Annotated in this window: 27 protein-coding genes; 9 read left to right on the top strand and 18 right to left on the bottom strand. The window is 67.1% G+C overall.

What is annotated here, in order from left to right:
• Positions 1-52 precede the first annotated feature (52 nt).
• The 4 genes from ACZ46K_RS17460 (at position 53) to ACZ46K_RS17445 (ending at position 3,140) form a co-directional block, all read left to right on the top strand.
• Positions 53-1,543: a carboxylesterase/lipase family protein gene (locus ACZ46K_RS17460; RefSeq protein ID WP_464743866.1), complete on the top strand. Its 1,491-nt coding sequence runs from the start codon at positions 53-55 to the stop codon at positions 1,541-1,543.
• Between the two features lie 91 nt (positions 1,544-1,634).
• Positions 1,635-1,958, top strand: a complete 324-nt coding sequence (ppnP, locus tag ACZ46K_RS17455; RefSeq protein ID WP_464743864.1) for a pyrimidine/purine nucleoside phosphorylase — start codon at positions 1,635-1,637, stop codon at positions 1,956-1,958.
• Between the two features lie 112 nt (positions 1,959-2,070).
• Positions 2,071-2,688 carry a DJ-1/PfpI family protein gene (locus ACZ46K_RS17450; RefSeq protein WP_054810975.1) on the top strand — a complete coding sequence of 206 codons (618 nt, stop codon included), beginning with the start codon at positions 2,071-2,073 and terminating at the stop codon, positions 2,686-2,688.
• Positions 2,685-3,140 (top strand): MarR family winged helix-turn-helix transcriptional regulator, encoded by a 456-nt coding sequence (locus tag ACZ46K_RS17445; RefSeq protein WP_464743862.1) that lies wholly within the window; start codon positions 2,685-2,687, stop codon positions 3,138-3,140. The genes ACZ46K_RS17450 and ACZ46K_RS17445 overlap by 4 nt, the downstream gene beginning before the upstream one ends.
• Positions 3,141-3,159: 19 nt before the next feature.
• On the opposite strand, the gene ACZ46K_RS17440 is transcribed toward ACZ46K_RS17445, so the two are convergent.
• The 10 genes from ACZ46K_RS17440 to ACZ46K_RS17395 all read right to left on the bottom strand — a co-directional run bounded on the left by ACZ46K_RS17440 (position 3,160) and on the right by ACZ46K_RS17395 (position 13,692).
• Entirely contained in the window at positions 3,160-4,035 is an 876-nt protein-coding gene (locus tag ACZ46K_RS17440) for an acyl-CoA thioesterase (protein ID WP_464749372.1), read from the bottom strand.
• Between the two features lie 8 nt (positions 4,036-4,043).
• On the bottom strand, positions 4,044-5,465 hold the full coding sequence (gene pyk, locus ACZ46K_RS17435) for a pyruvate kinase (RefSeq protein ID WP_464743860.1): 1,422 nt from the start codon (positions 5,463-5,465) through the stop codon (positions 4,044-4,046).
• A gap of 68 nt (positions 5,466-5,533) precedes the next feature.
• Positions 5,534-6,388 (bottom strand): TM2 domain-containing protein, encoded by an 855-nt coding sequence (locus tag ACZ46K_RS17430; RefSeq protein WP_054810488.1) that lies wholly within the window; start codon positions 6,386-6,388, stop codon positions 5,534-5,536.
• 2 nt (positions 6,389-6,390) lie between these two features.
• The gene (gene lgt / locus ACZ46K_RS17425) at positions 6,391-7,458 is read right to left on the bottom strand and encodes a prolipoprotein diacylglyceryl transferase (RefSeq protein ID WP_464743858.1); all 1,068 of its coding nucleotides are present in this window, start codon (positions 7,456-7,458) and stop codon (positions 6,391-6,393) included.
• Complete coding sequence (trpA, locus tag ACZ46K_RS17420; protein WP_054807754.1) at positions 7,455-8,258, bottom strand: tryptophan synthase subunit alpha; 804 nt, start codon at positions 8,256-8,258, stop codon at positions 7,455-7,457. Before trpA ends, lgt begins: the two co-directional genes overlap by 4 nt.
• A complete protein-coding gene (trpB, locus tag ACZ46K_RS17415; protein ID WP_464749370.1) occupies positions 8,255-9,508 on the bottom strand; it encodes a tryptophan synthase subunit beta in 1,254 nt (417 codons plus the stop codon). Before trpB ends, trpA begins: the two co-directional genes overlap by 4 nt.
• A gap of 138 nt (positions 9,509-9,646) precedes the next feature.
• Positions 9,647-10,456, bottom strand: a complete 810-nt coding sequence (trpC, locus tag ACZ46K_RS17410; RefSeq protein WP_464743856.1) for an indole-3-glycerol phosphate synthase TrpC — start codon at positions 10,454-10,456, stop codon at positions 9,647-9,649.
• Positions 10,457-10,546: 90 nt separating this feature from the next.
• Positions 10,547-11,278 (bottom strand): TIGR02234 family membrane protein, encoded by a 732-nt coding sequence (locus ACZ46K_RS17405; protein ID WP_464743854.1) that lies wholly within the window; start codon positions 11,276-11,278, stop codon positions 10,547-10,549.
• Positions 11,275-12,858, bottom strand: a complete 1,584-nt coding sequence (locus ACZ46K_RS17400; protein ID WP_464743852.1) for an anthranilate synthase component I — start codon at positions 12,856-12,858, stop codon at positions 11,275-11,277. Before ACZ46K_RS17400 ends, ACZ46K_RS17405 begins: the two co-directional genes overlap by 4 nt.
• 66 nt (positions 12,859-12,924) lie before the next feature.
• Entirely contained in the window at positions 12,925-13,692 is a 768-nt protein-coding gene (locus ACZ46K_RS17395) for a DODA-type extradiol aromatic ring-opening family dioxygenase (RefSeq protein WP_054810612.1), read from the bottom strand.
• A 150-nt stretch (positions 13,693-13,842) separates the two neighbouring features.
• On the opposite strand from ACZ46K_RS17395, the gene ACZ46K_RS17390 reads away from it, so the two are divergent.
• On the top strand, positions 13,843-14,328 hold the full coding sequence (locus tag ACZ46K_RS17390; protein WP_464743850.1) for a MarR family winged helix-turn-helix transcriptional regulator: 486 nt from the start codon (positions 13,843-13,845) through the stop codon (positions 14,326-14,328).
• A gap of 21 nt (positions 14,329-14,349) precedes the next feature.
• Positions 14,350-14,988: a GNAT family N-acetyltransferase gene (locus ACZ46K_RS17385; protein ID WP_464743848.1), complete on the top strand. Its 639-nt coding sequence runs from the start codon at positions 14,350-14,352 to the stop codon at positions 14,986-14,988.
• Between the two features lie 13 nt (positions 14,989-15,001).
• Here the strand turns inward: ACZ46K_RS17385 and ACZ46K_RS17380 are convergent, their stop codons facing one another.
• The 7 genes from ACZ46K_RS17380 to ACZ46K_RS17350 all read right to left on the bottom strand — a co-directional run bounded on the left by ACZ46K_RS17380 (position 15,002) and on the right by ACZ46K_RS17350 (position 21,726).
• A complete protein-coding gene (locus tag ACZ46K_RS17380; protein ID WP_054807334.1) occupies positions 15,002-15,181 on the bottom strand; it encodes a tautomerase family protein in 180 nt (59 codons plus the stop codon).
• A gap of 87 nt (positions 15,182-15,268) precedes the next feature.
• A complete protein-coding gene (locus ACZ46K_RS17375) occupies positions 15,269-16,105 on the bottom strand; it encodes a glycoside hydrolase family 19 protein (RefSeq protein ID WP_054807333.1) in 837 nt (278 codons plus the stop codon).
• 583 nt (positions 16,106-16,688) lie between these two features.
• Positions 16,689-17,036, bottom strand: coding sequence for a phosphoribosyl-AMP cyclohydrolase (hisI, locus tag ACZ46K_RS17370; protein WP_054807332.1), 348 nt, complete (start codon positions 17,034-17,036; stop codon positions 16,689-16,691).
• Positions 17,033-17,806: an imidazole glycerol phosphate synthase subunit HisF gene (gene hisF, locus ACZ46K_RS17365; RefSeq protein WP_464743846.1), complete on the bottom strand. Its 774-nt coding sequence runs from the start codon at positions 17,804-17,806 to the stop codon at positions 17,033-17,035. Before hisF ends, hisI begins: the two co-directional genes overlap by 4 nt.
• The gene (locus tag ACZ46K_RS17360; protein WP_054807101.1) at positions 17,803-18,630 is read right to left on the bottom strand and encodes an inositol monophosphatase family protein; all 828 of its coding nucleotides are present in this window, start codon (positions 18,628-18,630) and stop codon (positions 17,803-17,805) included. The genes hisF and ACZ46K_RS17360 overlap by 4 nt, the downstream gene beginning before the upstream one ends.
• 5 nt (positions 18,631-18,635) lie before the next feature.
• Entirely contained in the window at positions 18,636-19,370 is a 735-nt protein-coding gene (gene priA / locus ACZ46K_RS17355) for a bifunctional 1-(5-phosphoribosyl)-5-((5-phosphoribosylamino)methylideneamino)imidazole-4-carboxamide isomerase/phosphoribosylanthranilate isomerase PriA (RefSeq protein WP_464743844.1), read from the bottom strand.
• 109 nt (positions 19,371-19,479) lie between these two features.
• Positions 19,480-21,726 carry an ATP-binding cassette domain-containing protein gene (locus tag ACZ46K_RS17350; protein WP_464743842.1) on the bottom strand — a complete coding sequence of 749 codons (2,247 nt, stop codon included), beginning with the start codon at positions 21,724-21,726 and terminating at the stop codon, positions 19,480-19,482.
• Positions 21,727-21,787: 61 nt separating this feature from the next.
• Between ACZ46K_RS17350 and ACZ46K_RS17345 the strand changes: the two genes are divergently transcribed.
• Genes ACZ46K_RS17345 through ACZ46K_RS17335 form a run of 3 tightly spaced genes read left to right on the top strand, consistent with a single transcriptional unit; the run spans position 21,788 to position 23,687 of the window.
• Positions 21,788-22,819, top strand: coding sequence for a helix-turn-helix transcriptional regulator (locus ACZ46K_RS17345; RefSeq protein WP_054807098.1), 1,032 nt, complete (start codon positions 21,788-21,790; stop codon positions 22,817-22,819).
• Complete coding sequence (locus tag ACZ46K_RS17340; RefSeq protein WP_054807099.1) at positions 22,807-23,253, top strand: FAS1-like dehydratase domain-containing protein; 447 nt, start codon at positions 22,807-22,809, stop codon at positions 23,251-23,253. Before ACZ46K_RS17345 ends, ACZ46K_RS17340 begins: the two co-directional genes overlap by 13 nt.
• Positions 23,250-23,687 (top strand): MaoC/PaaZ C-terminal domain-containing protein, encoded by a 438-nt coding sequence (locus ACZ46K_RS17335; protein ID WP_054807100.1) that lies wholly within the window; start codon positions 23,250-23,252, stop codon positions 23,685-23,687. The genes ACZ46K_RS17340 and ACZ46K_RS17335 overlap by 4 nt, the downstream gene beginning before the upstream one ends.
• A gap of 18 nt (positions 23,688-23,705) precedes the next feature.
• Here ACZ46K_RS17335 and helR read toward each other — a convergent pair whose 3' ends face one another.
• The gene (gene helR, locus ACZ46K_RS17330; protein WP_464743840.1) at positions 23,706-25,934 is read right to left on the bottom strand and encodes an RNA polymerase recycling motor ATPase HelR; all 2,229 of its coding nucleotides are present in this window, start codon (positions 25,932-25,934) and stop codon (positions 23,706-23,708) included.
• Positions 25,935-26,085 lie beyond the last annotated feature (151 nt).

Here is a 26,085-nt window from a genome sequence, read left to right as displayed (position 1 = left end):
CATAATACACCCGACCCATAATCCTGGGGTTCACGCGAGGGAAGGAAGCGTCATGTCCGAACAGCCAAAGGTACGGACCAGCGAAGGCATGGTGCAGGGGCGGCGGCTGCAGAGGCACGCGGTGTTCCGTGGTATCCCCTACGCCCAACCCCCGGTCGGAGCGCTCCGCTTCGCCGCGCCCGCGCCGCCGCACCGCTGGGAGGGGACCAGGCAGGCGGTCGAGTTCGGCCCCGTGGTGCCGCTGTCCCTGCCGATCGACGTGCCCTCGCAGGGCACCGACTGGCTGACACTCAACGTCGGCACTCCGGATCCCGGCGCGGCGGGACTGCCGGTGCTGGTGTGGATCCCCGTGGGCGGCTACCTCTCGGCGGCGTCGAGCGACCCGATGTACGACCCGGCTGCGCTGGCCGAGGCGGGAGTCGTCGTGGTGACCATCAACTGCCGCGTGGGCGCGGAGGGATTCGCGTTCCTCGACGACGTGCCGCCCAACCGCGGATTCCTCGACCAGATCGCGGCGCTGGAGTGGGTGCAGCGCAACATCGCCGCCTTCGGAGGCGACCCCGGCCAGGTCACCGTGGCCGGGGTATCCGCCGGGGCGGGGTCGGTCGCCGCCCTCCTGACGATGAAGTCCGCGCGCGGACTGTTCCGGCGGGCCATCGCCCACTCGGTGCCGGGGCTGCACAGCACCCCGGCGCTGGCACGGCAGGTCACCGCTGCATTCGCGGACCGGCTCGGCGCGGCAGCCCCAACCGCCGAGGCCCTGCGCGACATCGACCCCTGGCGCCTCGCCGCCGAGCTGACTTCCTTCAACGCCGGCCTCCACGCGCACCGGGCGAGCTGGGGACGCCTCACGGAGACCGGCACCGCGCTGTGCCCCGTTGTCGACGGCGAGGTGCTCCCGGAAACGCCGTGGTCCGCACTGACCGGCGGGCACGCGAGCGGGACCGAACTGCTCGTCGGCCACACCCGGGACGAATTCCGGTACTTCAGCGTCATGAGCGGACGGTACGGCACCTTCACCGAGGAGGACGCACACGCAGCCCTGGAACTGCTTGCCCCGCAGCCGGACGGTGCGCGGGCCTACCGTGCCGCGTTCCCACAGGCGGGCCCGGAGGAGCTGGTGGAGACGGTGTACTCCGACGCCCTCTTCCGCATGCCGTCACAGAAGCTGGCCGAGGCGAATGCCGCAGCCGGCGGCATCTCCTACCTGTTCGAACTGTGCTGGGTCGCCCCGGCCCTCGGCGGCATCCTGGGCGCCTGCCACAGCCTCGACGTGCCCCTGGCGTTCGGCACGCTGGACAGCCCCGTCGGCATCCAGCTCATCGGCGAGGAGCCCACTCCTGAGGCCTCCGCACTCTCCCGCGAACTCCAAGAGACATGGGTCCGCTTCGTCACCACCGGCGACGCGGGCTGGTCCGCCCACCGGCCCGGCGGGCTCCTCACCCGTGTCCTGGACATCGAGTCGAAGACGCTGCCCTACCCCGAACAGGCATCCCGCCAGATCTGGGAAGGCCACGCCCCCACCCCCTTCGATCTCTCGTAATTACCCCGGCGACGTACCACCAACGCCGCGGTGGACAGGGCGGCCGACCCTCCGGCCTACAGCCCACACTCACCTCGCTACGCTCCAGCGCATGACTGAGCCGACCCCGACCTACACCAATGTCACGCTGGACCCGCGTGCCAACGTCTACTTCGACGGCGCGTGCGTGAGCCACACGTTCCACCTTGCCGACGGAACCCGCAAAACGGCCGGGGTGATCCTGCCCTCCACACTGAACTTCGGCACCGATGCTCCCGAAGTCATGGAACTGCACAGCGGCACCTGCCGAATCCGGCTCGCCGGCAGCGAAGACTGGACCTCCTACGGCGCCGGCGACACCTTCTCCGTGCCCGGCAACTCCTCATTCGACATCGTCGTCACCGACACCGTCAGCTACATCTGCCACTACGGCTGACCACGCGCCCCTTCCGAACCGAGCGTTCCCGCCGAGCACGCCGCCCTTGCGGGAACGCTCTGTTCGAGCCACCACAATTGACAACATGCTGCCTTACTGACAGGCTGCTGTCATGACTCGGACTGTTCACCTCGCCCTGTACAGCACACTCGCCGACTGGGAATACGGATACGCCGTCGCGGGAATCAACAATCCCGAATTCCAGAAGAACCCCGGAAGCCTCGCCGTGGCCACGGTCGGCGCGACCCGCGACCCGATCACGACAAGAGGCGGGTTGCGGATCACTCCGGACCTGACCCTCGACGAACTCCGGCCGCACGACAGCGCCATGCTGATCCTCCCAGGCAACGACATCTGGAACACCGACGCATACACACCGTTCACCGACAAGGCCCGCGACTTCCTCGAGGCAGCCGTCCCGGTCGCGGCCATCTGCGGCGCCACAGGCGCCCTTGCCTCCGCCGGGCTCCTCGACGATCGCACCCATACCAGTAACGCGGCCGAATTCCTCGACGAAGTCGGCTACGCAGGCAGCGCCCTGTACCGCGACGAGCCGGCAGTGACGGACGGGGCCCTGATCACCGCCACCGGCATTGCACCTGTCCACTTCGCGCGCGCCATCTTCGAACGACTCGACCTCTACGAACCGGAGGTCCTCGACGCCTGGTTCGCGCTGTATTCAGACCGTGACCCGTCGGGCTTCTTCCGACTCATGGAACAGCAGCAATGACCGACCGCCCCCGAACCGATCAGGATCTGCTCAGCGGCGTCGCTCTCACCTCGTTCCGGCTCAACGGCCAGTTCCTTGCGCTCGCCGAGACACTGGCTCGGCCCGTCGCCCTGACCGCCGCGTGGTGGCAGGTGCTCGGAGCCGTGCTGCGCGAACCCTTACCCGTCGCCGCGATAGCCCGCGACATGGGGATCACCCGGCAGAGCGTGCAGCGCATCGCCGATCTGCTCGTCGAGCGCGGCATGGCCGAGTACCGGCCGAACCCGGCGCATCGACGCGCAAAACTCGTCGCGCCGACGCAGGCGGGCCTCGACGCCGTCTCGGCGCTGGACCCCCACCATGCGGCTGCTGCCGCACGACTCGCCGAAGTGATGGGCAGGGACGAACTCGATGCGGCGCTCGACTCGATGCGCCGACTCACCGCAGCCCTCGACACACTCGCCGAGGGCTGAGCCGCATCAGCGACCGCAATCAGGAACGACGCGGGAAGTGCCGCACGAGACCTTCCTGCACGACCGTCGCCACCAGTTCACCTTCGAGCGTGAAATAGCGGCCCGTCGCCATCCCCCGCGAACCCGCAGCCACCGGAGACTCCGTGGCGTACAGGTGCCATTCATCGAACCGTAGTGGACGGTGGAACCAGATCGAATGGTTGACCGTCGCGGCGACGATGCGGTCCAGACCCCACGACAGACCATGCGTCGTCAGAATCGAATCGAGCACCGTGGTGTCGGACCCGTAGGCGAGCGTCGCGACATGGAGCATCGGATCGTCGGGGAGGTCGCCGTCGGAGCGCATCCACACCCGGTTGTGGTTCAAGCGTTCGCCGGTGCCCTTGAGCACCCACGCCGGGTCGTTCGCGTAGCGCATGTCGATGGGCTTGAGCGCACCGACGAAGTGCGGCAGCTGCTCTTCGAACCCGCGAAGTCGGTCGCCGATCGGTGGAAGTGCCTCCGGCATAGGAACTTCGGGAACCTCGACCGAATGCTCGAGGCCCTTACCCCAGCGCTGGAACGCCACGAGCATCACGCACAGTTCGCGGCCGTCCTGCATAGCGGTGACCATGCGGTTGGCAAAATCGCGGCCGTCACGATGCGAAGTGACGTGGTATTCGATCGGCTCCTTGACGTCACCGCCCCGGATGAAATGGGCGTTGACGGCATGCGCCGGCCGGTCCCCCACGGTCCGCCCGGCAGCGACGAGCCCCTGCGAGACGAGTTGGCCGCCGAACGTACGGGACCCGGTCTGCTGCGGATGTTGCCCCACGAAGACGTGCTCCTCGGTCTGCTCGAGATCGAGCAGACCGAGGAGCACATCGAGATCGCGGGAAGCATTCCCCGCGGACACGCAGTCCGTCACCGAGTGTCCTTCTCCCCCAGTCGATGCACGTGGATGAGGTTCGTCGACCCGGAACGTCCCGGAGGCGCCCCGGCGACGATGACGACGAGGTCGCCGCGCTGGTACCGGCCGAGCGACAGCAACGCGAGGTCGACCTGTTCGACCATCTGATCCGTGGTGTCCACCGGTTCGACCGAGAATGTCTCGGTGCCCCATGTCAGCGCGAGCTGGTTGCGGATGTGCGGCACCGGCGTGAACGCCAGCAACGGCAGTCGGGTGTGCAGTCGCGCGAGGCGGCGCACGGTGTCGCCCGATTGGGTGAACGCCACCAGAGCCTTCGCGTCGAGGCGCTCGCCGATGTCGCGCGCAGCGTAGGAGATCACCCCGCGCTTGGTGCGCGGCACGTGCGTCAGGGCCGGCACGTCGGTCGAGTCCGACTCGACGGCGGAGACGATCCGTGCCATGGTCTTGACCGTCTCGATCGGGAACTTGCCGACGGATGTCTCACCGGAGAGCATCACCGCATCGGCGCCGTCGAGCACCGCGTTGGCGACATCCGACGCTTCTGCGCGGGTCGGCCGCGAATTCTCGATCATCGACTCGAGCATCTGCGTCGCGACGATGACCGGCTTGGCGTTCTCGCGCGCGATCTGGATCGCGCGCTTCTGCACCAGCGGCACCTCCTCGAGGGGAAGTTCCACACCGAGGTCTCCGCGCGCCACCATCACCGCGTCGAAGGCCAGGACGACCGCCTCCAGGTTCTCGATCGCCTCTGGCTTCTCGAGCTTGGCGATGACCGGAAGGCGAAGCCCGACCCGGTCCATGACCTCGTGGACGAGTTCGATGTCGGCCGGGGACCGGACGAACGACAGGGCGATGAAGTCGACTCCGAGACGCAGTGCGAATTCGAGGTCGGCAATGTCCTTCGCCGACAGAGCCGGAACGGACACGTTCATGCCCGGCAGCGACACGCCTTTGTTGTTGCTGACCGGTCCGCCTTCGGTGACACGGCAGATCACGTCGTTGCCCTCGACCGATTCGACGACGAGGCCGACCTTGCCGTCGTCGACGAGTAGGCGGTCGCCCGCGGCAGCGTCCGCCGCGAGTTGCTTGTAGGTGGTCGATACCCGATCGTGCGTGCCCTCGACATCGTCGACGGTGATACGCACGATCTCGCCGTTCTCCCACACGGTGCGCCCCTCGGCGAAGCGACCGAGCCGGATCTTCGGGCCTTGCAGGTCGGCGAGGACGCCCACTGCGTTTCCGGTGGCCTCTGCAGCCGCGCGGACGCGGTTGAAGTGGCCTTCGTGTTCTGAATGTTCTCCGTGGCTGAAGTTGAGTCGGGCCACGTTCATGCCGGCATCGACGAGTTCTCGAAGAACATCGGGATCGGCGGTCGCGGGGCCCATGGTGCAAACAATCTTGGTGCGTCGGGTCACGAGACGAGCCTAGTCCCCTCCACCTTGCGCCACCATTTCGCGTCGATTACCGGCGGGTAGCCGCTTCACTAAGGTTGCAGTGGACGCCCATGGTTGTCGCGAACCTTGCCGGTGAGCATCATGATGCCGTCTATCAGCGGCCAGATTCCGCCGATTCCGCAGGTCAGCCACGTGACAGCGATCTGAGCGATCGCGATTCCGGGCTGGTCGAGATAGAAGCGACCGGCACCGAACGCACCGAGCAGAATCTCGAGGAGACCCGCCGTGACCTTGGATTTGTCGGAGAACGGCTCGCCCGTATAGGGATCGCGGCCGTAGGGCGCAGACGGGTCGGCGTATCCGACCGGACCCCCGGGGTAGCCGGGCGGCGGTCCGTACGCGCCGTACGGCTGCGGGTTGCCGTACGGGTCCTGCGGCGGGTACCCGGGGGCGCCGCCGATCGGGTACTGCGGATCGGGCGTGCCGTAGACCGGACCCGGCGCGCCGTATTGCGGCGGCGTGAACCCCTGGTGCGGACCACCCGGATACGAGTGCGGTGCAGCCGTGCCGAACTCTGCACTTCCGGGTGCCGGGTAGTCGGACTGGAGGTTTTCCGACGGCGGCGGGTAACTCGGGGTGGTGCCCCAGCCCGGTCCGTTGCCCACACCCGAGTAGGTGTCCCAGCCCGGCCCCGGTGTACCGGCGGATCCCCCGAGCGATTCCGCGGTGGGCGGCTGCTCGGACAGCGACGCCTGTGCGGTCGCGTCGTAGTCGAAGGTCCGGCCGAATTCGTGGGTGGCCCCGGGAGTGCTCTCCGTGGACGACTGTGCTGCAGGAGACTGTGCTGAAGACTCGTCCTTCTTACGAAGATCGGGCTTGTCGACGGGATCGCGCCCCGACGAGTCGTCGCGCTTGTCCGAGTTATCGGAATCGGGTGTGGTCACTACTACTCCCCCTTGCTGGTGCCGGGTGTGCCGTTTTCGACCTTACCGGCGGAATCGGACTCGTCCGGATCCGGTGTCTCGTCGTTCTTCTTCGACTCCGTCTGCCCGCCCGTGGCACCTCCGGTGCCGGTGCCATTGTCTCTGGCGTCCTCGTCACCGGTTGCCGCGCCGCCCGCTGCAGCAACCTCGGCCTTCACCGCACCGGGGTTGAGTGTCTCGGGCGCTTCCCTGCCCTTGCGCGCGAAGATCACGTAGGCGACGGCGAGCACGAACACGATGCCGGAGGTGAAGGTGTTGACGCGGATACCGGCGATCTCGGTCGCGGTGTCGGCGCGCATCAGTTCGATCCAGAATCGGCCCGCGCAATACCCGGCCACGTAGAGCGCGAAGAGACGGCCGTGACCGATCGCGAACTTGCGATCGACGAGCACCAGCAGAACGACGATCGCCACGTTCCACAACAGTTCGTAGAGAAACGTCGGGTGGACGACGAACGCGACCTCACCGGTCGAGACGCCGTCGATCAGCCCCGGTGCGCTCCGACCGGCGTCGTCGGTGCGCTCGTAGATCTCGAGGCCCCATGGCACCGTGGTCTCACGGCCGTAGAGTTCCTGGTTGAACCAGTTCCCGAGCCGGCCGATGGCCTGCGCGAGCAGAATCGCGGGTGCGAGGGCGTCACCGAACGCAGGCAACGGGATCCCCCGCCGGCGGCAGCCGATCCAGGCACCGACCGCGCCGAACGCCACCGCGCCCCAGATCCCGAGGCCACCCTCCCAGATCTTGAGGGCGTCGATGGGGTCGGCGCCCTCACCGAAGTACTTCTGCCAGTCGGTCGCGACGTGGTAGAGGCGGCCGCCGACAAGACCGAACGGCACGGCCCACACAGCGATGTCGAGGACCGTGCCTGCCTGCCCGCCTCGGGCGACCCAACGGCGATCACCCCACCAGATCGCGACGATGATGCCGACGATGATGCAGAGCGCGTATGCACGGAGGGCCAACGGACCCACGTACCAGACGCCTTGCGGTGGACTGGGCAGGTAGGCCAGGACTGCTGCGGTCGAAGTCACGACGCCACGGTAGCGGAGCGCACGCCCTTCGCGAGATCCTGTGTCAGGGCCAGCAGCGCGTCCAGCCCCTGAGCGACGGCGGTGACGAGCGCCGAACCGACGATGACACCGTCCGCGTAGCCGGCGATCTCCGCGGCCTGAGCGCCGTTGCGGACGCCCAGTCCGACACCGACCGGGATGTCCGAGTGCGAGCGCACCCGGGCGACGAGTTCGGGTGCACGATTGTCGACGGCGTCGCGCGCACCGGTCACCCCCATCGTGGAGGTGGCGTAGACGAATCCGCGGCACTGCTCGAGGGTGTTCACCAGACGCTCGTTCGTCGACGACGGCGCCACGAGGAAGGTGCGTCCGAGTCCGTATTTGTCGGACGCGGCGATCCAGTCGGCGGCCTCGTCCGGGATCAGGTCCGGGGTGATGATGCCGAGTCCACCGGCGGCCGCGAGGTCGCGGGCGAAGTCCTCGACGCCGTACTTCATCACGAGGTTCCAGTAGGTCATGACGACGGCCGCACCGCCGGCCGCGGTGATGGCCTCGACGGCCGTGAACACGTCGCGCACTCGCACGCCGTTCGCGATCGCCTCGAACGCCGCGTCCTGGATGGTGGTGCCGTCCATGACCGGGTCGCTGTAGGGGATGCCGACCTCGATGAGGTCACAGCCACCCTCGACGAGAGTGGTCATCGCCTCGATCGACTTGTCGACGGTCGGGTAGCCGACAGGCAGATATCCGACAAGTGCAGCACGCTTCTCGGCGCGGCAGGTGGCGAAGATCTCGGTGAGGCGTTCGTGCGGGGCGCTCACTGCGCTGCTCCTTCGGTGCTGGTGTCGTTGTCGGCCGGGAGGTACCCGAACCATTTGGCCGCGGTGTCGACGTCCTTGTCGCCGCGTCCCGACAGGTTCACGAGGATGATCGCGCCGGCTCCGAGTTCGGGTCCGAGCTTCAGTGCGCCCGCGACCGCGTGTGCGGACTCGATCGCGGGAATGATCCCTTCGCTGCGGCACAGCAGTTCGAACGCGTTCATCGCTTCGGTGTCGGTGATCGAGCGGTACTCGGCGCGACCGATGTCGTTGAGCCACGAATGCTCGGGGCCGACACCGGGATAGTCGAGGCCTGCCGAGATCGAGTGCGATTCGATGGTCTGGCCGTCCTCGTCCTGCAACAGGTACGAGTACGCGCCGTGCAGCGCCCCGTAGGTACCGCCCCCGATGGTCGCGGCGTGACGGCCGGTCTCGACGCCGTCGCCGCCGGCTTCGAAGCCGACGAGCTTGACCGACGCGTCGTCGATGAAGGGATGGAAGATTCCGATCGCGTTGGAGCCGCCCCCGACGCATGCGACGACAGCGTCGGGCAGACGGCCGGTCAGCTCGCGTACCTGCGCGCGCGCCTCGAGCCCGATGATGCGCTGGAAGTCGCGGACCATCGCGGGGAACGGGTGCGGCCCGGCAGCGGTGCCGAAGCAGTAGTAGGTGTTGTCGGCGTTGGTGACCCAGTCACGCATCGCCTCGTTGATCGCATCCTTGAGGGTGCGCGAGCCGGTCTTCGCGGGAATCACCTCGGCTCCGAGCAGGCGCATACGGGCGACGTTGAGTGCCTGGCGTTCGGTATCGACCTCGCCCATGTACACGCGGCATTCGAGCCCGAGCAGGGCGCACGCGGTGGCAGTCGCGACGCCGTGCTGGCCCGCTCCGGTCTCGGCGATGACGCGGGTCTTGCCCATACGCTTGGCGAGCAATGCCTGACCCAGCACGTTGTTGATCTTGTGCGAACCGGTGTGGTTGAGATCTTCGCGCTTGAGCAGGATGCGGGCTCCCCCGGCATGCTCGCTCAGGCGGGCGGCCTCGTAGACGGGCGACGGACGCCCGGTGTAATCGCGCTGAAGCCGGTCGAGTTCGGCAAGGAAGCCCGGATCGGTGCGCTCCTTCTCGAACGCCGCGGTGACCTCCTCGATGACCGCCATGAGCGCTTCGGGAACGTAGCGCCCGCCGAATACGCCGAAATGCCCTCCGGAATCGGGTTCATGCGTGGTCGAAGTCGAGACGGCTTCGCTCATGAGGGGAAGTCCGCGACCTTTGGCGGACAGTGCGGGATCGTCTGCAGTCACCCGACCAGTCTGCCCCACCGGCGGCGTATGTTCACCGCCGGGTTGCGCGGATCCGACGCCGGTGTGGAGCGCGCGCGGAGTCGACGCTCAGCGCGCAGGCTTCGGGCACGACGGGTGCGTACCCACCGTGACGAGCTCCGCGACGGCCTGACGTGGATCACCACTGGTCACCAGACCTTCACCCACGAGCACGGCATCAGCTCCGGCCCCGGCGTACGCGAGTAGATCGGCCGGTCCCCGAACGCCGGACTCGGCGATCTTGAGGACATCGGAGGGCAGCCCCGGCGCGATGCGGCCGAAGGTGTTCTTGTCGACCTCGAGAGTCTTCAGATTCCGCGCGTTGATTCCGATGACGCTGGCACCGGCTTCGAGGGCGCGGTCGGCCTCCTCCTCGGTGTGCGCCTCCACGAGGGCGGTCATCCCGAGCGATTCGACGCGTTCGATGAGCGAGTGCAGCACCGTCTGCTCGAGGGCAGCGACGATCAGGAGCACGAGGTCGGCGCCGTGCGCCCGAGCCTCGTGGATCTGATACGGCCCGACCACGAAATCCTTGCGCAGCACCGGAATACGCACCGCTCGACGCACCGCGTCGAGGTCGGCGAGGCTACCGTGGAATCGACGTTCCTCCGTCAGCACGCTGATCGCGCGGGCACCGCCTGCCTCGTACGCCTTGGCGAGCTCCGCCGGGTCGCCGATATCGGCGAGCGCACCCTTCGACGGGCTCGCGCGCTTCACCTCGGCGATGACCGCGATGCCCGGTTCGAGCAACGCCGCCCTGGCGTCGATCGGCGAGGGCGCGGCAGCCGCGGCAGCCTTGACGGAAGCGAAGTCGACGGCCGCCTCCCGAGCGGCGACGTCTGCGCGCACTCCTTCGAGAATCGAGTCGAGAACTGTCATCGTGGCTCGAGTCCTTTCGCCCCATGTCAATCCCGATGTGATCAACTTCATCGGAAGTAGTGCCCAGCCTAGTCCGCCTCGCGACACCGCTCAGCGGCGGGTCCCCGATTCGCCCGAATCAGTATCGGGGTCGTTATCGACATCGTCGTCCTCGTCGTCGACGGTCGGATCGTGCCCCGCATCGATGCTGTCCCACAGGGTCCGCTCGGTCGTCGGTTCGTCCGTTTCGGCGCCGCGCGCAGCGGCCTCACGGCGCGCGGCCGGAGCGTCGTACTTCGAGGACAGACCGGCCTGCGCGGTGGGTGTGCGCCACAACGCAACAGCCGCAGCGAGTGCCACACACGCACCGACACCGGCGAGGACAGCGGGCAGCGGGTAGACCTCGGTGCCCACCACCGAGGCGCGGTCGGGCAGCCCTGCAATCTGCTTCGCTGCATCCGGATCCACCCCGGAGGTGAACAACTGCACCACCGGGATCGCCGCCGCTACCGCCACGAGCGCCACCGCGCCGGCCACGATCCGCACCGCACGACCGCGCACCGCGAACGCCGCGGCCACAGCGGCGAGCAGCGCCAGGGCGAGCGGGGTGGTCGCGGCAGCCCAGGTGCCGCCGTTCAGGTCGATGCTCCGGTCTGCGCCGAGACCGTCGGCAGAGGCCACCCGCACCCAGGTCATACGGCTCGATGCCCACAGCGCTGCAGCCGCGACGACAAGGAGCACCGCGGCGAGCGCGGTCGATCGGCGTCGCACCGGCCGGGTGACGCTGTCGCCGATGGGCACCGACTGCCTGGCCTCCGGCTGGACAGGTTCCGGGTCCGTCATTCGGCCTCGCCTCCGAACGGAGTCAGGGTGGCTGCCGCGGCGACCGCCGCGAGCGCGGACATCGCCTTGTTCCGTGCCTCGGTGTCCTCGGCCTCCGGTACCGAATCGGCCACCACGCCCGCACCGGCCTGCACGTAGGCCACCCCGTCCTTGACGAGGGCCGAGCGGATCGCGATCGCAGTGTCGGCGTCGCCGGTGAAATCGAGGTATCCGACGATCCCACCGTAGACCCCGCGGCGGGTCGGTTCGAGTTCCTCGATCAGTTCCATCGCCCGCACCTTGGGTGCACCCGACAGGGTTCCCGCCGGGAAGCACGCGGTCACGGCATCGAGAGCCTGCTTACCGTCGGCAAGGCGCCCGGTGACGGTCGACACGAGATGCATGACGTGGCTGTAGCGCTCGATGTGCCGGTAGTCGTGCACCTTGACGGTGCCGGGTTCACAGACACGTCCCAGATCGTTGCGGCCGAGATCGACGAGCATGAGATGCTCGGCGTTCTCCTTCTCGTCGGCGATGAGGTCCTTCTCGAGGAGGATGTCTTCCTCTTCATCCTTACCTCGCCAGCGGGTGCCTGCGATGGGGTGTGTGGTGGCCACGCCGTCCGCGACCGTCACGAGCGCTTCAGGGCTGGACCCGACGATCGAGAACGCCGTGCCGCCATCGGCATCGGGAATGTGCACCAGGAACATGTACGGGCTCGGGTTCGAGGCACGCAGCATCCGGTACACGTCGAACGGTTCTGCTTCACAATCGATTTCGAATCGCTGCGAGAGCACCACCTGGAACGCCTCACCCGCTTCGATGTCGCCGATGAGCTTGCGCACGTCGGTGCAGAACGACTCGGTGGTGCGCTGACGCCGGTAGTCGGGCTCCGGTTTCGAGAAGGTGGTGACGGTCGACGTCGCGGGAGCGGCCAGGTCGGCGGTCATACGGTCGAGCCGTGCGACGGCGTCGTCGTACGCCTCGTCCACGCGCTCGTCGGAGCCGTCCCAGTTGACGGCGTTCGCAATCAGCCAGATCGTGCCCTCGTGGTGGTCGACGGCGGCGAGATCGGTCGCGAGCAGCATGACCATCTCGGGGATCTGCAGGTCGTCGACAGCGAGCGAGGGCAGCTTCTCGAGATGACGGACGATGTCGTAGCCGAGGTACCCGACCATGCCGCCGGTGAGCGGCGGCAGACCGTGGATGCGGTCGGTGTGCAGCAACGAGAGGGTCTCGTGGAGCACCTCGATCGGATTTCCACCCGACGGCGCGCCGCTGGGTACGTGACCGAACCATGCGGCCTCACCGTCGACGACGGTCAGTGCCGCGGGGCTCCCCGCGCCGATGAACGACCAGCGCGACCACGACCGGCCGTTCTCTGCGGACTCGAGCAGGAATGTGCCGGGCCGGTCGGACGCGAGCTTCCGGTATGCCGACAGTGGGGTCTCTGCGTCGGCGAGCACCTTGCGGGTCACCGGGACCACGCGATGCTCGGCCGCGAGAAGCCTGAACTGCTCGCGGGAGGTCGTCGTATCGGACCACCCCCCGGCGGACGCGGTCGTGGTGGCTGCGGGAATGGTGGTGGGCTCGCCGGACATGCGTCCATCATCCCAGGCACCGTGATGACGGGCTGCGCCGCGGGTGCCCGCGGCGCGTCGACTGTCCTATACGACCTGGAACGAGCGCTTGGCCAGACCCAGCCAGAATCCGTCGATTACCTGGTCGGGTCGCTGCCCGGGGTCGCTGGATGCGCCGAGCGTCACGAACAGTGGCGCGAAGTGCTCGGTGGACGGGTGGGCATACGGCATCCCCGGTGCGCGACGCCGGAAGTCGACCAGCGCGTCGATGTCGCCGGCGGCGAGACTTTCGTCGGCCCAGTGGTCGAACTCCGCGGACCAGCCCGGCGCGGGAGCGTCCGGGCGCATGTCCCGCAGGAACGGCAGGCCGTGGGTGGTGAAGCCGGATCCGATGATCAGCACCCCCTCGTCGCGTAACGGGCGGAGCCGCTCTCCCAGTGTCAGCAGTCGCTGCGGGTCGAGGCTGGGCAGCGAGATCTGCAGCACGGGAATATCGGCGTCCGGGTACATCACGGTGAGCGGGACGTAGGCCCCGTGGTCGAGACCGCGGCGAGGTTGCTGCACGACCGGTTCATCGTCGGGCATGAGCGCCGCGACCTTGCGGGCCAGTTCGGGTGCGCCCGGCGACTCGTAGGTGACTTCGTAGAAGCGGCGCGGGAAACCGCCGAAGTCGTACACCAGAGGGGTTCCGGTGGTGGTCGCGCCGATGGTGAGCGGCGCCGATTCCCAGTGTGCGGACACGATCAGGATCGCGGTGGGGCGCGGCAGGTTCGACGACCATTTCTCCAACTGGGACACCCACAGTTCACTGTCGACGAGCGGTGGGGCGCCATGACTGACGAACAGGGCGGGCATCGCGTTCACAACGTCTCCTTATATTGAAGCTTCAAGTAGCATACCGGAGAACACTCCCTTGAACGGATTTCATTCCCCACCGCAGGACACAGCGTTCCGGTTTGGCAGTCTGGACAGATCACGACGACTCGAAAAGAGGCTTGTTCGACCATGAGCAGCGACGAACCCCGGTGGCTCGACGACCGACAGCAGAAGGCCTGGCGTTCGCTCGTGGCAGTGGTCACGCGGTTACCGGCGGCGCTCGACACCCAGATGCAGCGCGACGCCGACCTCACCCACTTCGAGTATTTCGTCCTCGCCGTCCTGTCGGAGGCTCCGGGCCGTCGCCTGCAACTGTCTGCACTCGCCGAGGACGCCAACGCCTCCCTGTCCAGGCTCTCCCACGTCGTCACCCGGCTCGCCAAACGCGGCTGGGTCTGCCGTGAAGCAATCCCACACAGCCGAGGGTCGTATGCCGTCCTCACCGACGACGGCTACGCCAAGGTCGTCGAAACCGCTCCCGCACATGTCGACACGGTACGGCGACTCGTGTTCGACGGTCTCGACGACGAACAGGTGAGCACCCTCGAGACCATCGGAACCGCTCTGCTGACCCAACTCGACAAGGGCATCGCCGAAGGCACCGGCAAAGCGTGAACGCTGTAGTAGCTTGACCGAATGCGGATTCGGACATTCCACGAGAACGATCGACACGAACTTCGCGCCTTGTTCGCACGCGCAGGTCAAGGATCCCCCACCGAATCATTGTGGGGACACATCGATTCCGAAGCAGCGGTCTATCTCGATCCGTACATGGACCTCGAACCGGCATCCCTGTTCGTGGCCGAGCACGACGGGACACTCGTCGGCTACCTCACCGGATGCATCGACACCGAGGCGTTCCCGAGCGAGGACACACTCATCACCGACGCCCTCCGGCTATACCGGCCGTTTCGCAGCAGGCAGGCCATCACATTCTTCGGCCGCAGCATGTTCGACGCGGCGGTAGCAGCGATCCGCCGGGCACCGACGGCAGGCGAGATCCACGATCCACGGTGGCCTGCGCACCTGCACATCAACGTCGCCCCGGAAGCGCGCGGCACCGGAGCCGCCGCCGGATTGACGAACGCCTGGTTCGAACGCCTACGCGCCGAGCAGGTACCGGGTTGCCACCTGCAAACACTGATCGAAAACACCAGGGCGGCAAGTTTCTTCGAGCGAATGGGGTTCACACCACACGGCAGCACCCCACCGGTTCCCGGACTTCGCTACGCGGGCAGCCGGGTACACCAACTCACCATGGTCCGATCATTCTGACCACCGGCCCCGTTCACCCCAGCGGTGCGCCTCCGACACCCCAATTCTCGCGCGGCACCTCGGTGATGGTCACCCACACCGACGACTCGTTCTTGCCGGCAGCCTCGGCGTAGGCGCGGGTCACCGCGGCGATCACCTCGGCCTTCTGCTCACTCGTGAGTCCGGGGGTCTGGCTGATCTGGATCAGGGGCATGGACGCACAGTACCCACAGCGCGGACGACGCTGTCACATCGCGCCGTGACGATGACCGTGCGTCGATCCGGACGCCTCCGATCTCGACTACGGCGCGAGCAGTACGTTCAAGCCCCGCTCGAAGTCGGCGATCCGCCGGGTGAGCGCATGGTGACCACCATTGACGAGTTCCGACACCCGCACGATCCCCGCAGTGTCTGCAACGTTGTTGAGGTCGCGCGACGTCCAGTACCACGCGGCGGTGGTGAAGGCGTTCTCCGGCGCGGCGAGCAACTCGGGGTGCGCGACGAAGTCCACCCCCGTGTGCTGACTCAAATCCTCGTAGTTGTGACGCCCGGTGACCTGGATCGCGCCGCGCCCCTTGTAACGCTCGCCGTCTCCGGGCTGGGTGTTACCGAGATCGGACCTACCCTCGTAAGCACGACCGGACGCGTACTCCTCGAAGGTCCGGAAGGAGTCGGACTCGACAGCGAGCTGCGCGATGAACGCCGCCTGACGGACCGGGGTGTCTATGCCGTTGTGCGTCATCGCCTCGTTCAGCGGAGCAATGTACTGATCGATCCTCTCGCTCGGGATCCCCGGCACGATCCGCCTCAGATCATCGGCGGTGACAGCTGGGGGCGCAGGCGCGGGATCCGGAGCGTCGACCGAGTCGGGCTCCGGTTCGCCGGGGGAAGTATCCGAAGGCTCGACCGGAACGGACGTCGGGGATTCGGCGGCACCGGCCCATTTCCCCTCCACGAGTTCCGGGAATTCCAGCGCCTTGAGCAGGTTGCCCGGTTCCTCGTACCGAGTGGGCGCCGAGGTCGCCGTATGAGCGTTGGCATCGGTCGCACCGAGCCCGAGGACACCGGTGGTCGCCGTGCCGATCAAGGCCGCGGCTGCGATCGCGACACGAAAATGCCGCGAATGTGAAAGAGACATGGGTCGTGCTCCAAATTTGGACCGAATTCGGATCGGCCTCCGGAAATGGGGGCCGCGCACGTTCACCGAAAGGAGGTCGTCCATTCCGGACGGATCACAATTCAGCGGCCTTGAGGTCACAACCAGGTAACGCCGCTGGTAGCGAGACCTTCAAGCGATCGTGCCCGACACCACTTCCCACTATCTGTTGTGAGACACGCCTCTCCATCGGTCGATTCGTCACTTCCGGACATTCGGCCACACCAACCGAAGGCCGCTCCTCGCAGAACCTCGGCGCACCCGCTCCGGGCACATTTTCAACCGAAGGACGCAGAATCATCACCTGCGCCACAACATGATTCGGCTGCGGTCGAGCCACTGCCGACAACTCGACCGGACCCGCCCACCGAAAGGGGCGCCGATGCGTTCCGCCCCGGGCCCGTGGCCTCAGAAATCAGAAGTCGTGGGGACCGTAGAAAGCGAATCGACAGCCGTCTGTGTCACATCACACAGATCAGAGTGGCGACTCCATGACACGTCACGACGGCGGGAATGACATGTCCGGCCCGACCGAGCCGGCAGTGCACCACGAACAAGAATTCTTCTACGGCTGGAGCAGCACATCGGTGTCGAAACACGTGTGCGTACCCGTGTGACAGGCCGCGCCCACCTGGTCGACGACGAGCAACACGGTGTCACCGTCACAATCGAGTCGCACCTCGTGCACGAACTGGGTGTGCCCCGACGTCTCGCCCTTGACCCAGTACTCGTTGCGGGACCGAGAGAAGTAGGTGGCCTTGCGGGTGGCGAGAGTGCGCGCGAGTGCCTCGTCGTCCATCCACGCCATCATCAGGACCGCACCGGTGGACTTCTCCTGCACGACCGCAGCGAACAACCCGGCCTCGTTGCGCTTGATCCTGGCCGCGATCTCCGGGTTCAGGATGTTACTCATCGGACCACAATTCCTTCCGCGCGCATCGCGTCCTTGACCTGCCCGATCGTGAGTTCACGGAAGTGGAACACGCTCGCCGCGAGCACCGCGTCCGCACCCGCCTGCACGGCCGGCGCGAAGTGCTCCACAGCGCCGGCACCGCCCGAAGCGATGACGGGGACGTGCACCGCGGCACGCACGGATTCGATCATCTTCAGATCGAACCCGGCCTTGGTTCCGTCGGCGTCCATCGAATTGAGCAGAATCTCCCCCACCCCGAGTTCCTCGCCGCGCCGAGCCCACTCGACCGCGTCGATCCCCGTGCCCTGCCGACCACCGTGGGTGGTGACCTCCCAGCCCGACGGAGTGGGATCCTGGCCTTCAGGAACGGTCCGAGCATCGACGGACAGCACGATGCACTGAGAGCCGAATCGCTCGGACATCTCACGCAGCACTTCCGGCCGCGCGATGGCGGCGGTGTTCACCGAGACCTTGTCGGCGCCTGCGCGCAGCAGCCGGTCGACGTCGTCGACGGTGCGTACTCCACCGCCGACCGTGAGCGGGATGAAGACCTGCTCCGCGGTACGGGTAACGACGTCGAGCATTGTGCCTCGATCGCCGCTGGAGGCCGTCACGTCGAGGAAGGTCAGTTCGTCGGCGCCCTGAGCGTCGTAGAGGGCAGCGAGTTCCACAGGGTCACCGGCGTCGCGGAGGTTCTCGAAGTTGACTCCCTTGACGACCCGTCCGGCGTCGACATCGAGGCAGGGGATCACTCGCACGGCGAGCGTCATTGGGATTCTCCTTCTGAACGAGACTCCGTCCTCACGGATCTCAGGATGTCGATAATTTCGTCGTGGATACCGGGCGCTGCGGCCAATACGGATCCGCATCCGATGCGCCAGGGCTCGCCCTCGAAGTCGGTGGCGATTCCGCCTGCCGCACGGACGAGGGCCACCCCGGCTGCATTGTCCCACGGGTGGTGACCGAACACGACCGCTCCACCGAGCGCACCCGACGCCGTGTAGGCGAGATCGATACCCGTCGAGCCGTGCATGCGCAGCCGCGCGACCCGCCGGCTCAGTTCCGTGATGACGGACAGCCGGGTGCGTCCGGGAACGTGACCGCGACTGTCGACGTCGAAACTGCCGACGGCGATCATGTGGTCTTCGAGCCGTTGAGGCCCGAGCTTCTTGCGGGGCTCACCGTTGAACAGCAGCGGACCATCGACCACCGCGGAGAACCTGTGGCCTATCAGCGGCATCCACGTCAAACCCACCACCGGCTCGCCGTCCTCGACGAGCGAGAGCAGGATGCCCGCCGTGGGGAGTCCGGCCGAGTAGTTGACGGTGCCGTCGATGGGGTCGAGCAGCCACACGGTCCCGCTGCTCGCCGACGGCCCCCCGAACTCCTCGCCGTGCACAGCGATACCTGTGCGGTCGGCGAGCTCACCGCTGATGCGGCGTTCGAGCTCGAGATCGAGGTCGGTGGCGAAGTCGTTGCGCCCCTTGTCCACCGACCGCGGTGCCCCGTGGCCGGTGACGAACCGTTCGGACACACCGTCGAGCACCTCAGTCGCCACAGCGAGGAGGTGTTCGCGGTCCGTGTTCGCGGCCATCGACGTCAGCGGGAGACCGCGTCGAGTGCTTCGGGCAGGGTGAAGCGGCCTGCGTAGAGCGCTTTGCCGATGATCGCACCCTCGATGCCTTCGTCGACGAGCGTGGCGATCGCGCGCAGATCGTCGACGGTCGAGACTCCGCCGGAAGCGACGACAGGGGCGTCGGTGGCATTGCACACCGATCCGAGCAGATCGAGATTGGGGCCGCTGAGAGTGCCGTCCTTGGTCACGTCCGTGACGACATACCGGGAACAACCCTCACCGTTGAGCCGCTCGAGTGTCTCCCACAGGTCGCCGCCGTCGGACACCCAGCCGCGCCCGCGCAGACGCCATTCGCCATCGATGAGCTTCACGTCGAGACCGACGGCGATACGGTCGCCGTGCTCGCCGATGACCCGTGCACACCACTCGGGGTTCTCGATGGCGGCGGTGCCGAGGTTCACCCGCGCGCAGCCGGTCGCGAGGGCAGCAGCGAGAGTCGCATCGTCGCGGATACCACCGGAGAGTTCGACCGACACGTCGAGTTCGCCGACGACCTGCGCAATGAGTTCACGGTTGTCTCCGCGACCGAATGCCGCATCGAGATCGACCATGTGCACCCATTCGGCACCGGCGTTCTGCCATTCGAAGGCGGCGTCGCGCGGAGAACCGTAGCCGGTTTCACTGCCCGCCTCTCCCTGAACGAGGCGAACTGCTTCACCGTTGGCAACGTCGACTGCAGGCAAAAGGACCAGGCTCACTGCGCCTACAGTAGTGCCTGTCGTATCGAACCTCGAAAGCGACTCGGCGGGATCGAGCCACGGGGGACCGCCACTGGGCCCGGCCTCATCGATGCGGGCACGCCGGTGCTCACTCAGGGGCGTCCGCCAGTGCACGACACGTGGGTGTGTCGTATCCGGTGTAGTCGGCCACGTGTCCCTCGAACAGGATCGTCCCACCGTCTCGGCCGGGTCCGGGGCCGAGGTCGATCAGCCAGTCGGCGCGGCGGATGACGTCGAGGTTGTGCTCGATGACCACCACATCGTTCCCCAACTCGACGAGCCTGTCGAGAACGTGCAGCAAGGCGTCGATGTCGCTCATATGCAGCCCGGTGGTCGGTTCGTCGAGGACATAGGTGGTGGTCTGTTCCACCTCCCGCAGTTCCTTGGCGATCTTGACTCGTTGACATTCTCCTCCCGAGAGCGTGCTCAACGACTGCCCCAGGCGCAGATAGCCGAGGCCGACCGCCGCGAGTTGTTCCAGTGCGCGGGCGATGCCCTTGTCGGGCAACCGGGCAACGGCCTGCTCGACGGTCAGATCGTCCACGTCCGCGATGGACATCCCGTCGACGGTGTGCGCGAGGACCTCGGGTGTGAATCGACGTCCGTGGCATGTCTCGCACACGACTTCCTGGCCCTCCATGAACGCGAGATCGGTGTAGATCACGCCGGTGCCCTTGCAGTCCGGGCACCCACCGTCGGAATTGGCACTGAACAGACTCGCGGGCACGTCGTTTCGGCGCGCGAACAGTCTCCGGATCGCGGGTGCGATGCCGGTATAGGTGATCGGGGTGGAACGCCGGTTGGTGCTCACCGGCTTCTGGTCGATCACGATTGCCTCGTGTTGGTCGACGAGTTCCGTAGCAAGACTGGACTTCCCGGATCCCGCAACGCCGGTGAGCACGGTCATCACGCCTCTGGGGATCTGCACGGTGAAATGCTGCAGATTGTTGCGTCGTGCGTCGGCGATGGTGAGGGACCCGGTCGCGGGCCGTGGTGCACGCTCGGGCAGTGCTCGTCGACGCAAGGCACGTCCGGTCGGAGTGTCGGCGCGGCGCAGGTCGTCGAATGTCCCTTGGAACACGAGTCGGCCACCGGCCGCGCCGGCGCCCGGACCGATCTCGATCACCTCGTCCGCCCGGGCCATCACCGCGGGATCGTGTTCGACGACCAGCACGCTGTTACCACTGCTGCAGAGGTGTTCGAGCAGTTCGACCATCGACTCGACATCGCTCGGGTGCAGCCCCACCGTCGGTTCGTCGACCACGTAGGTCATCTCGGTCAGGCTCGATCCGAGGTGTCGGACCGTCTTGATGCGCTGAGATTCGCCGCCGGACAGGCTCGTGGTCGGTCGGGCGAGCGTCAGGTACCCGAGTCCGATCTTCACCATGGCCTCGAGCCGTTCAGTCAGCGCGGTGACCACCGGCGCGACGTGGGCGGAATCGATGGTGTGCACGAGGTCGAGGAGTTCTGCGACCTCGAGACGGGACATCTCGCCGGGGGTGCGACCGAGCAAGACCGCGGTGCGGGCGGCTTTGTTCAGCCGGTCGCCGTCGCATTCGGGACAGGTCTGCGACCTCGTGAAACGGCGGATGGTGTCCTGTTTGCGTTCGGACAGATTGTCGGAGGTGTGCAGGTAGATGCGTTCGAATCGCGGGACGACGCCCTCGTACTCCTTCGGTGTCTTGCGGCCCAGCTTCGCCGCGGACTCACCGCCGTACAAGAGTGCGTCGCGTTCGGCCTCGCTCCACTGCCGGAGCGGGGTTCGAGCGTCGAACGTGCCGATATCGGCGTACAACGAGTACCAGTACCCGCCGTGGCCGAAGCCCGGGAGCACGATGCCGCCGTCGGCGAGCGACTTGTCGAGGTCCAGGAAGCGTTCGACCGCACTGGCGACGACTTCACCCAGGCCCGAGCAGGTGGCGCACATTCCAGCGGGGTCGTTGAACGAGAAGCAATTCGATTCGCCCACGTACGGTGTCCCGGTGCGCGAGTACAGCAATCGCAGGTAGGTCCAGGTATCGGTGATGGTGCCGACGGTCGAACGGGCATTGCCGCCGATCCTGCGCTGATCGATGACGATGACGGGGGTCAGACCCGCGATGTGTTCGACGTCGGGCCGGGTCCATTTCGGCAGCCGGTTCCTGGTGAACGGCGGGAACGTCTCGCTCAGCTGGTGCCCCGCCTCGGCGGCGATCGTGTCGAACACCAGTGACGATTTGCCCGAGCCGGACACACCGACGACAACGACGAGCCGGTGGCGTGGAATGTCGAGGTCGAGGTCGGCCAAGTTGTTGGTGTGTGCCCTGCGAACGGTGATGTGTCGCGTTGCTGCCATGCCTCGACGGTACGACCGGATACGGCCGGATCCTGACCGCATTTTCGGGGATGATCGGGGCATGGCCGACGTGACGAAACGGATGCTCGGACTGCTGTCGCTTCTGCAGACCGGCCGCGCGATCGGCGGCGACGAACTCGCACGCCGGCTCGAAGTCAGTCCGCGGACGGTGCGCCGTGACGTCGACCGTCTTCGCGGGTACGGGTACCCGGTCGAGACACAGCCCGGTCCCGGCGGTTTCTACCGACTCGCCGCCGGACGAACGATGCCACCGCTGGTTCTCGACGACGACGAAGCCGTCGCCACACTGCTGGCGCTCGCCTCACTCGCCTCTGTGGGGCTCGCGGAAGGTGGCATCGACGATGGGGCGACAGACGGCATCGACGATGCGGCGTCCCGCGCGTACGGCAAACTCGACCAGTTCCTTCCCACGCGGCTCCGCCCGCTGCTCACCGCGATCCGCGCCGGGCTCGAGACGAGCCCCCAACAGGCACCCACGGTGACCGCACAGCATCTGAGCATCGTCGCCGAGGCCATCGCGCACCGGGAGACGATCACTTTCCGCTATGTCGATGCAGCGGGGAACGCCACCGAGCGACGCGTCGACCCGTACCGCCAGATCCACCATCTCCTGCGCTGGTACCTGATGGGCTGGGACACCCGACGCAAGGACTGGCGCGTCTTCCGGGTCGACCGCCTGCACGAACCGGTCCGTACCGGACACCGCTACCCGGTACGGGATCTGCCGGCCGACTCGGCGTCGGATTACCTTCGCCGGAACCTCCGCCGCGGCAAGGAACCGGTGGATCTACTGGTCGACGCGCCGGTCGAGCACGTCGTCGACGCACTGAAGTTCCAGGAATCCCGGATCCGCTCGGCGAGCGACGATCGCACCACTGTCGGTCTCGATGTGGACTCGTGGCAATGGCTCGTCCTCATCCTCGCCTTCGTCGATGCCGACTTCAGGATCGATGGCAGCGAGACGCTTCTACGCTCCTGCCGGCTGTTCGCGCAGCGATTGTCGGCCGCAACGGACGATTCCGGCGCCGACCCGACCTCACGGCCCGATAAGCTCGGCGGATGGCACCACTGAACCCTGATCTCGCGGGTCGGGTCTTTCCACCGACGAACTATCTCGTCGGCCGCGAGAAGATCCGTGAATTCGCTCGCGCCGTGCGCTCGACGAACCCGGTCCATCACGACGTCGAGGCGTCCCGCGCAGCCGGCTTCGCCGATGTGGTTGCACCACCGACCTTCAGCACCGTGGTGCTGGGTCCCGCCGTGACCCAGCTGATGGAGTCCCCCGGCACCGGCATCGAGCTGCACCGGGTCGTCCACGGTTCGGAGAAGATCGAATACCGTCGGCCCATCGTTGCCGGTGACGACCTGTCGACCACGTTGACCATCGTCGACGTGTCCGAGCGCGCGGGCAATTCGTTCATCGCGACGATCTGCGAGGTATGCGACGAGACCGGCGCGCTGGTCGCGACGGTCACCTCGAGCTTTCTGCATCGAGGTGACGCATGAGTTTCCCCACCCGCTGCGCGTTCGGCGACCTCGAGATCGGCGCGGTCGTCGCGAAGGCCGAACCGAAGATCACCCGCGACGACCTGGTGCGCTATGCGGGGGCGTCGGTCGATTTGAATCCGATCCACTACAACGACGTCACCGCTGCCGAGGTCGGCCTCCCAGGGGTGCTCGCGCACGGGATGCTCACTGCGGCCCTGGCGTTGCAGGTAGTGATGGACTGGATCGGCGATCCCACGGCAGTGATCTCGTACGAGACGCGGTTCACGCGACCCGTCGTCGTCGATCCGGTCGACGGCGCGACCCTGTCGATCTCCGCCAAGGTCGCCCGACTCGACCCCGACGAACGCACGGCGCGAATCGACATCACGGTGAGCTACGAGGGCCGCACCGTGCTCGGTAAGACACAGGCCCTGGTCCGGTTTTCGTCCTGACCCGAGCGTCGGTCGTGGTCACCGCGTCAGCGGGGTTCTGTCCGTTAGCCCGGACAGGATCTCCGGCAACGGTGCGCGGTGCAGGACACCGAGACGCTGGGTGGCACGGGTCAGCGCAACATACAGCTCCGCTGCCCCGCGCGGCCCGTCGGCGAGGATCCGTTCGGGTTCGACGACGAGGACCGCGTCGTATTCGAGGCCCTTCGTCTCCGCAGGCAGTACCGCGCCGGGGACGTCCGGCGGCCCGATCACGATGCTCGTCCCTTCCCTGAGAGCTTCGTCGCGTACGAATTCTTCTACAGCGAGGCCCAATTCGTCCCCACTCACGCACCTGGACCAGGGCGCCGAACCCGAGGCACGGACCGATTCCGGCGGCGTGACATCGGGCGCGAACGCGGCGAGCACACCGGCGGCGACGGTCATGATCTCGGCGGGTGTCCGATAATTCACGGTCAACGATCGGTACATCCACCGTCCGGGGACGTACGGCTCGAGCATCTCACCCCAGGACGTCGCCCCCGCCGCCGATCGACGCTGAGCGAGATCACCGACGATCGTGAAGGATCGTCCCGGACAGCGGCGCATCAGCACTCTCCAGTCCATCTCGGACAGTTCCTGAGCTTCGTCGACGACGACGTGCCGATAGGTCCAGTCCCGATCCGCTGCAGCGCGTTCGGCGAGGTCGCGGGTGTCGCGCTCGGTGAAGCGCCCCGCCAGGTCGGAGCCGTAGAGCATGTCCTGCGCGAACAGGTGGTCCTCGTCGTCCATGTGGTCTTCACGATTCACCAGGACGTCCAGCACCCCCGCGGCATACTCGGCCTCGGCCGCGAGTGCGCGTTCCGCGGTGTCGTCGACGGGGCCGGTGCGTCCGAGGAGGTCGACGAGTTCGTCGAGCAGCGGCACGTCGGAGACCGTCCACGCGTGGCCGTCCGCGCGCCACAGCGCCGGATCGGCACCGGCCGCGCGGAGCCGTGCCTTCGACGCGTAGAGCTGCGCCAACAACTCTTCCGGCGTCATGATCGGCCAGAGTTCGTCCAGCGCCACCCGGAACCGCTCGTGCTCTTCCAGTTCCGCGCTCAGGTCCGAGCGCATGTCCTCCCATGCCTGCTTGTCGGATCGATCCAGCCATCCGCGACCGATCCGTGCGATGGCGCGCTCGGTGAGTACCCACGTGACGATCTCGGTGAAGACCGCGCGTGCCTCGTTGTGCGGCAGGCCGCTCGCCCGCGCTTCGTCGATCGCCCACTCGGCGGTCTCGGCGTCGATCCGCACCGTCACATCGGTCAACCCGATCATGATCGGGTCGTGTGGCTTCCGCTGCCTGTCGGCGATCGCTGCGGCGAGCACGCCGAGGATCGTCGACGATCCCTTGAGTCGTGCCACGTCCGGCGCGTCCTCTGCCGTGGCGCGCAGTCCGGGAACCAGGTCGCCCGTGGTGGTGAACACCACGTCGGTCTCGCCGAGCGACGGCAGCACGCGCCCGATGTGCCGCAGGAACTCCGGGTTGGGTCCGACCACCAGTACGCCGTGACGTTCCATCTGTTCGCGCTGGGTGTAGAGCAGGTATGCGACGCGGTGCAGCGCGACCACAGTCTTGCCGGTACCGGGCCCTCCCTCGATCACGAGCACTCCCGGGTGGTCGAGTCGGATGATCTCGTCCTGTTCGGCCTGGATCGTCGCCACGATGTCGCGCATGCCGTCGCCGCGCGGCGCGGTGACCGCGGCGAGCAGGGCCGAGTCTCCGGAGTCGGCGTCCGACGGACGGCCGAGTGATTCATCGGTGAAGTCGACGATCTCCCGTCCACGGGTGTGGAACTGGCGGCGGCGGCGCATGCCCTCGGGATTCGCCGCGGTCGCGACGTAGAACGGTCGCGCAGCCGGTGCCCGCCAGTCGAGCAGCAACGACTCGTAGTCGTTCGCCTCGTCGAGGAGCCCGATCCTGCCGATGTACGACCTCTCGCCCGACTCTGCGTCCAGCCGTCCGAAGCACAGTCCGGCGTCTGCCACGTCCAATCGCGCGATCGCGCGTGCCTGCGAGCGCACCTCGACGTCGCGTTCCATGGGTGAGTGCCCGCTGTCGCGCAGCGCCGCCTCGTATCGTGCCTTTGCGGCGGCCCGGTCCGAATCCAGCTGTGCGTGGAGCCGTGCCACGTACCGCCGTTCGGACTGCAGTTCGTTCTCGTGGTCCCGCTGTTCCTGCGCGCCCTGTCGGTCCTGTCGTGTCGTGCGTGTGTCGTCGAATGCCATGAAACTACCGCCAATCTCCCGGCCGGACGCAGCCGTGACGTGCACGGATTCGGCCGGGAGAATGATTCTGGGGTATACCCGGGGTCTTGCCGCAAGCCCCCGGGTCGGCTATATCTTGAAGAGGGAAGGACATAGCAGTGGGAATCACCGA

The sequence above is a fragment of the Rhodococcus sp. JCM 9793 genome, from assembly GCF_055380405.1.
The sequence above is the reverse complement of the archived record's forward strand: the minus strand, read 5'-3'. Positions and strand labels throughout refer to the sequence as shown.